The following is a 7,748-nucleotide window of genomic DNA, read 5'->3' on the forward strand; positions in this document are numbered from 1 at the left end:
GCCGCAACCCCATGCCACGCGCATCCCCGCGCTGCACCCCGACACCGGCCGCTGGTCCGCCTTCGTGGCGCCCGACCTGCCCGCCGTGTTCGGCGACGACCCCTCGCTTGACTTCCAGCCCGGCGAAGACGCCCAGGCGGAGCTGCTCAGCCGCCTGGCCAGTATCACGCCGGATGCCTGGCAGGCGGCGCTGGCGCGGTTGCAACCTGCCGCTGTGGTGGCCGCGCCGACACCCACTGCGGTGCCCACGCCGCCCCTCGCCGCCAGCACGCCCCACCACGCGCTGAACGGCCCCTACCAGGACCCGCGCCGCTTCTTGATGGACGTGATGAACGACCCGACGGTGGCGCTGGCATACCGCATCGAAGCGGCAAAGGCCCTGTTGGTGGCGGCCGGCACCGCGCCGCGCTGAAGCCGCACCGCCGCACAAAGCCGCATGGCCCGAGCTGTGCTGAGTCGGTACCCGTTGATACAACGTTGAGCTCATGTTTCTGTCTGCGCTGCCGATATCGGGAGTAAGGTGCTGGAGTCACACCGAGCGTTGATCGTTCAAGTCAATTTTTCAACCGGAGTCCGTTGGTTGCAGCACTGCCCCATCTGTCCTCGATGCCCAGTTGGCTGGATGGAGCCCAGGGACTTGGTTGCGCAGGGAAACTGAGGTCAGACGCCCATGCATGTCAGTGACCGTGAGCTCAAGGATGACCCCCGCGGCGACGATGAATTGCTTCAGCGCAAGCGTGTCGAGGACGCCAAACACGTCAGCGCGCTCGCATTTGATGCGACGTCGGAAGGGGTCGTCATCACGGACAGCGCCTGTCGCATCGTTCTGGTCAATCCCGCGTTCGAAGCCATCACGGGCTACCGCCAGCGGGAAGTCACGGGGCGCACTTGCGCATTCCTGCAAGGCCCGTTGACCGACGTCGGGACCATCGACGCCATTCGCCGTGCTTTGCAAGCGCAACGTGCTTTCTCTGGCGAAATCTTCAACTATTGCAAAGACGGCAGCGTTTACTGCAACGACCTGTCCATTTCTCCGGTGCGAGATGCAGACGGTCGTCTGACCCACTTCATTGGCATCACGCGCGACATCACCGAGCGCAAACGGGCTGAGGCCGCGCTGCACGAAAGCGAGGTCCGTTACCGCCATGCGGCCGAGGCCGTTGGTGGATTCGTCCTGGATATGGATGCCCGTTTCCGGTACACCTTTGTGTCGGAAAGGGCCGAGCAGATGCTCGGATTCACTTCGCATGAAATGCTGGGGCGAACGCCGGCCGATTTCATGCCGCCGGGTGAAATTGACCGGGTCAATGCCTGGTTCAAACAGCATCTGGAACAGGATGGCTCGATTCACGGGCTCGAACATCGGGTCATTGCGAAGTCCGGCGCCGAGCTTTGGCTGCAGGCCTCCAGGATTCCCCTGCGCGACAGCCAGGGTGCCATCACCGGCTATCGCGGCACGGCGTTTGACATCACCGTGCGCAAACAGGCGGAGGCGGTGCATCGCGAAAGCGAAGCCCGATACCGGGACGCTGCCGAGGCCGCCGGTGGATTCATCTGCGACCTCGGCACCGACTTCCGGTACACCTACGTATCCGACGCCGCTGAAGCACTGCTCGGATACGCAGCGCATGAAATGCTGGGGCACACGCCATACCAATTCATGCCACAAGGCGAGGAGGAAAGGGTCAAAGCCTGTATCGAGAATGACCGGCGTGAGGACGGTTCGATTCGGGGCCTCGAATGCCGGATGGTCACGAAATCCGGTGCGATCAGCTGGATGCAGGTGTCCACCATCCCGCTTCGTGACCACCAAGGCGTCGTGACCGGTTATCGCGGCACCTCGTTTGACATCACGGCGCGCAAGCAGGCCGAGGCGACCCATGCCGAGCTTGAGGCGCAGCTGCGTGAATCACAAAAAATGCAGGCTATTGGCACGCTGGCTGGCGGCATTGCGCACGACTTCAACAACATCATTGCGGCCATTCTGGGCAATGTGGCTTTGGCGCGTGAGGACGTGCTCCAGACGTCGCCGGCACAAGAGAGTCTGGGGGAAATTCACAAGGCCGCCAGCCGCGCGCGGGACCTGGTGAAACAGATTCTGGCCTTCAGCCGGCGGCAGCACACCGACCACCAACCCACGGCCCTTGGCCCCGTGGTCCACGAGACGGCGAGCATGCTGCGCGCCACGCTGCCTGCGCGCGTGTCGATCGACGTGCACTGCGCCCCCAACACCCCGGATGTGTCGGCCGATACCTCCCAGATGCAGCAGGTCCTGATCAATCTGGTCACCAACGCGATGCAGGCCATGGGCGGGCGACCGGGGCATGTCTGTATCGCGTTGGATGCAGCCGCACCCGACGAAGCCATGTTCACCAGGCACCCCTCGCTGCGAGCGTTTTTTGCGCAGCAGGTGGATGGTGCGGTTCGCCTCACCGTCGGAGACGACGGGCCAGGCATGGCTGAATCGACCCTGTCGCGGATCTTCGAACCCTTTTTCACGACCAAGCCCGTGGGCGAAGGGACCGGCCTGGGATTGGCGGTGGTTCACGGCATCGTGCAAGGGCACAAAGGGGCGATCGTGGTGGACAGCGAGCCCGGTGCCGGGACCCGGTTTACCCTGTTCTTGCCTGTTTGGCCCACCCCTGCGGACAAGGGATCGGCCTCACCACCGCACCAACCACCTCAGAACGCAGAACCTCAGGTCACGCCACCCGCAAAGCCCGCCCCGCATGCCAGCATGGCCGCCAGCCCGGTGGCGCCCGGGCTTCACATCCTCTACATCGATGACGACCAGGCACTGCTGTTGCTGATCAAGCAATTGCTGGAGCGCCGTGGTTACCGCGTGAGTGCGTACCACGACCAGCGTGCTGCGCTGGACGCGATCAGCGCCGATCCAGCCGGCATCGATCTGGTATTGACCGACTACAACATGCCGGGCATGTCCGGCCTGGATGTGGCGCGCCTGGTGCGTGCGATACGGCCAGACCTGCCCATCGCCGTTGCGTCAGGTTTCATTGACGAAGCCCTGAGCTCGCAAGCCGCCAGTGCTGGCGTGCGCGATCTGATTTTCAAGGCCATTTCGGTGAACGAATTTTTCAGCGCCATCGCTGCGCTGCTGCCCAAGACCAAGTGAGCAGAAGCTCAGTGGGTCTGAGCGAGACGCTCAGCCGCTCAGTGCTTGAGCAAGCGCTGGATGGCCGCGCACAGGGCTTCCACCGTGTCCGGCTTGAAGATCACTTCGTCCACGCCGGCGGCCGGCGCGCCCAGGCGCAACTCCTCGCTGATGTAGCCCGATGCAATGGCCACTGGAAGCTGGGGGTGCAGGGCCTTGATCTCGCGCGCCAACCACAGCCCCGACATGCCCGGCATGTTGTAGTCGGTGATGCACAAGGCCACGTCCAGTGGCGCTTGGCGAAAAGCATCCAGCGCCGCTGGCGCGCTGGTGTACGCACTCACGCGGTAGCCGTCGCGCTCCAGCAGGCGCTGCACCAGGAAGGCCATGGCCTCGTCGTCGTCGACGTACACCACGTGGGGTGCGGGCTGGTCGCCCCAAGGTCTGCCGGGTGGGGCGGTGTCGGGTGCGGCAGCTGCTGGCTCGTCGGGAGGGGCGTCCGGCAACCCGGGGAAGATGGTGGTGAACACCGTGCCGATGCCGCGTTGGCTGCTCACGCGCAGGGCCGCGCCGTGTTCACGCAAGATGCCGTGCACCACCGCCAGTCCCAGGCCGGTGCCGGCGCCGGGCGCCTTGGTGGTGAAGAAGGGCTCAAACGCGCGCCCCAGTGTCTCGGGCGCCATGCCTATGCCGTTGTCGATCACCTTCAAGCAAACCCCGGCGCCGGGCCAGGTGCCTGGGATGGCGAGGGCCTGGAGTTCTCCGCGTCCAAGTTCGGCCTCTGGCCGCTCGACGCGCTCCAGCCGCAGCTGCACGCTGGCGCCCGCGCGGCCCTGCACCGCTTGAAGGGCGTTGTTCGCCAGGTTCAGCATCACCTGTTCGATCTGCGTGGCGTTGGCCATCACCGCCGGCAGGTTCGGGTCTGCGTGCACCTGCAGTGTCAGATCGGGCGGCAAGGTGGCGCGCAGCAGGCGGTGGGTGTCTTCGAGCACCGTTCGCAGGCAGGTGGGCTGGCGGGTGCTGTCCTGGCGCCGGCTGAAGGCCAGGATCTGCTGCACCAGGTCGCGCGCGCGCCGCCCGGCCTTGCGGATTTCGTGCAGGCTGATGCGCGCCGGGTGGACCTCGGGCAGGTCGTCCAGGGCCAGTTCGACATTGCCCAGAATCGCCGCCACGATGTTGTTGAAGTCGTGCGCCACGCCGCCGGCCAGCGTTCCCAGGGCCTCCATTTTTTGGGATTCGCGCAATTGCGACTGAAGCTGCAGGCGCATGTCTTCAGCGTTCTGGCGCTCGGTCAGGTCGTAGTCGATGCAGAAGAACTCCGGTGGGTGGCCCTCCCGCTGCAGCAGCACGTGGCTGGAATACACCGACACGGCGCGGCCGTCCTGGCACCGCAAGACCAGTTCAGCGGCCGGGATGGCTTCGCCGCTGCTCATCATCTGATCCGTGGCGCTCACCACGGCGGCGCGCATCGGCGCCGGGATGATGAGGTCGAGCAGGCTGCTGCCCACCGCCTGCGCCGCGCTGTAGCCATACAGGCGCTCCGACGCCTGGTTCCAGAACCGGCACACGAGGGCGGCGTCGTAGCCCTGCACCGCCACGTTGGGAATGGCGTCGATCAGCTGCCGAAAGCGCTCTTCGCTTGCGCTCAGGCTTTCCTTGATTTGCTGGTGGTTGGTCACGTCCAGGATGAACGAGTGCCACAACACACTGCCATCGCTTTGCGGTCGAGGTCTTCCGACCCCGTGCAGCCACTTGCAGCGCCCCGAGGGCGTGGTGATGCGCCATTGGAACGACCAGTCGCTCAGCAGCCTGGCCGACTCGGCGATCGATGCGGCAAAGCCGGGCAAGTTGCTCGGGTCGACCATGCCCCAGAGGGCGCTGGTGTCGTCCACCAGATCGGCGGCCGTGATTTCCCAGAGGTCCAGGCACCCGCTGCTCATGTGCTCGATGCGGTCCGTGCCGTCGGGCCGCACGCGGTAGCGGAGCAGGGCCCCCGGAACGAACTCTGCTAGCTGTTCGATCGACGGTGCGTCACTGGCCGGGCTGTTCGGGGCGTGCATGCCTCGAAGTGTCCTGGTAAACGACCCGTTGCGCAAATCGCGCAAGGGCCTGTTCACACGGCGGTGTGCGTCGCCCCGGGTGCGCCAGCGTCCACGCCCACCAAGGGTGGGTGCGTCACCAGACTTTTGAGTGCCGGCGTCGGCTGGCTCAGCAAGGCCTCGGGCGGCACCGGGCGCCCCAACCCAGGTTGCGCAGCGAAGCAGGCTTCGACGGCACTGGCCATCCCGAGCAGGTGATCGTCGGCGCGCAGCGGGGCGATGAGCTGCAGGCCGAAGGGCATGCCGTGTTCGTCCACGCCACAGGGCAGCGACAGCGCGGGGTTGGTGGCCAGCGTCACCAGGTAGGTCAGGCCCAGCCACTCGTAGTAGTTGCGCATGGCCTGGCCGTCGATGCGCTCGGCGTACAGCTCGCTCCAGGGGAAGGGCGAGACCGGCGTGACCGGCGCCACGATCAGGTCCACCTGTTCGAAGGCGCGTTCAAAACGCCGCGCGATGCGCGTCTGCTCCAGGTGGGCCCAGGCGCGGTCGCCCAGCGTGATGGCGTGCGCCATCTCCACGTTGGCACGCACGTTGGGGCCGAGCGACTGCGGGTCGTTGCGGTAGGTGTCGGCGAAGGCCGCCACGAAGCTTTCGGCACGCAGGATGTCGAAGCAGCGGTGGCCTTCGCTCAGGTTCAATTCCACGGGCTCGCAGGAGCGGGTGTGGCGCGCGAGCGCGGCCACGCGCTGGCGGAAGCTGCGGCGGATGGACGGGTCCACCGCGCAGGTGCCGAAGTCTTCCACCGTGCCGATGCGCAGGCTCGATAAATCGATTTCCCGCAAGGGCCAGCCCTGGCACACGCCGGACACGCTGAGCGGGTCCATGGGGTGGCGGCCCACGCTGGCCGAGAGCATGAGCGCGGTGTCGGCCACCGTGCGGCCCATGGGGCCGAGCACCGAGATGACCGACCAGCCCAGCGGGCGCGCGTCGTTGGCCACCACGCCGGGCGAGGGCCGCAGGCCCACCACGCCGCACAGCGCGGCCGGGATGCGCAGCGAGCCGCCGGTGTCGGAGCCGGTGCACAGGGGCAGCATGTCGGTGGCCAGGGCGGCGGCCGACCCGCCCGACGAACCGCCGGCGTTCAGCATCGGGTTGAAGGGGTTGCCGGTGGCGCCCCAGACCGGGTTGCGCGTGTTGGCGCCGGCGCCCATGTCGGGCACGTTGGTCTTGGCGGTGACGATGGCTCCGGCCGCGCGCAGCCGGGCCACCAGCGCGTTGTCTTGTTGCGGCACGTGGCCGCGCCGCGCCACGTTGCCGCTGGTGGTGAGCAGGCCGGCGGTGTCCTGCAGGTCTTTCACGCCCAGGGGCAGGCCGTGCAGCGGGCCCAGCGATTCGCCGCGCAACACCTGGGCCTCGGCGGCTCGGGCGGTGGCGCGGGCGCGCTCGAAATCGGTGGCGCAGATCGCGTTCACCGCCGGGTTCACCGCTTCGATGCGCGTGATGCAGGCTTCGAGCAGCTCGACCGGGGAAATCTCTTTGTTGCCGATGCGTCTGCGCAGTTCGACCGCGCTCAGTGAGACCAATGACATCGGTTCACTCCAGCGGAATGTTGGCCTTGTGCACGTAGGCGCGCAGCAGCGGCAGTTCACGGGCCACGCGCGTGTCGTAGGTGCTGCCGGGTTCGTAGGCCACTTCCACGCCGATTTTTTCCAGCTCGGCCTTGACCGCTGGATCGCTCAGCGTGTCGGCCAGCGCTTTCGAAAGGGTGGCGCGCACCGCATCGGGCAGGCCACGCGGCGCGACGATGGCGAGCCACGGCACCATTTCGTAGTCGGGGAAACCGGCCTCGGCGATGGTGGGCACCGTGGGCATCTGCGGCGAGCGCTTTTTGGACGTGACCGCCAGCGCCTTCACCTTGCCCGCGGCCATCTGCGGCATGGCGGCGACGTTGGTGTCGAAAGTCAGCGGGATCTGCCCGCCGATCAGGTCGGTCATGGCCGGGGCGCTGCCCTTGTAGGCCACGTGCACGAGGTTGGCACCGGTCATCACCTTGAGCATTTCGCCGGCCAGGTGCGCGGTGGTGCCGTTGCCGAAAGAGCCGAAGTTCAGCCCGCTGGGCTCGCGCTTGGCCAGGGCCAGCAGTTCGGGCAGGTTGCTCGCCGCCAGCTTGGGGTTGGCCAGCAGCACCAGCGGCGAACTGCCGATGGTGCCGATGGACTCGAAGCCCTTCTGCGGGTCGTAAGGCAGCTGGCGCTTGATGGCCGCGTTCACCGTGAAGGTGGTGTTCGACGAGATCAGCAGCGTGTAGCCGTCGGCCGGTGCTTTGGCCACCAGCGTGGCACCGATGGCGGTGCCCGCACCCGGGCGGTTTTCCACGATCACGTTCTGCCCCAGGCGCTTGCCCAGCGGCTCCATGAGCTTGCGGGCGAGGGTGTCGGTGGCGCCGCCGGGCGGGTAGGGCACCACTAGCGTGACGATCTTTTCGGGGTAGGCGGCGTGCGCCAGCAGCGGCAGGGCCAGCAGGCCGGCGGCCAGGCGCGCGGTGCGGCGTGTGAACGTGATCAGCTTCATGGGGCTTTCCTTCGGGGGGTGGGTGG

4 protein-coding genes and 1 pseudogene are annotated in these 7,748 nt (G+C 66.9%); 2 read left to right on the plus strand and 3 right to left on the minus strand.

The genetic code is table 11. The features are described 5' to 3' along the window. Both B0E41_RS27010 and B0E41_RS03130 read left to right on the plus strand, forming a co-directional pair. Window positions 1-412 (plus strand): annotated as a pseudogene (locus B0E41_RS27010) (hypothetical protein); the annotation flags it as partial. Window positions 413-670: 258 nt separating this feature from the next. Then, on the plus strand, window positions 671-3,133 hold the full coding sequence (locus tag B0E41_RS03130; RefSeq protein ID WP_077328707.1) for a PAS domain S-box protein: 2,463 nt from the start codon (window positions 671-673) through the stop codon (window positions 3,131-3,133). Window positions 3,134-3,171: 38 nt separating this feature from the next. On the opposite strand, the gene B0E41_RS03135 is transcribed toward B0E41_RS03130, so the two are convergent. From B0E41_RS03135 to B0E41_RS03145, 3 genes are all read right to left on the minus strand, one after another. Next, window positions 3,172-5,172 carry a PAS domain-containing sensor histidine kinase gene (locus B0E41_RS03135; protein ID WP_077328709.1) on the minus strand — a complete coding sequence of 667 codons (2,001 nt, stop codon included), beginning with the start codon at window positions 5,170-5,172 and terminating at the stop codon, window positions 3,172-3,174. 53 nt (window positions 5,173-5,225) lie between these two features. Next, complete coding sequence (locus tag B0E41_RS03140; protein ID WP_077328711.1) at window positions 5,226-6,740, minus strand: amidase; 1,515 nt, start codon at window positions 6,738-6,740, stop codon at window positions 5,226-5,228. Between the two features lie 4 nt (window positions 6,741-6,744). After that, the coding region (locus B0E41_RS03145; protein WP_363350151.1) for a tripartite tricarboxylate transporter substrate binding protein at window positions 6,745-7,748 on the minus strand (1,004 nt) is incomplete at its 5' end.

The sequence above is a fragment of the Hydrogenophaga sp. A37 genome, from assembly GCF_002001205.1.
Lineage (GTDB): Bacteria > Pseudomonadota > Gammaproteobacteria > Burkholderiales > Burkholderiaceae_C > Hydrogenophaga.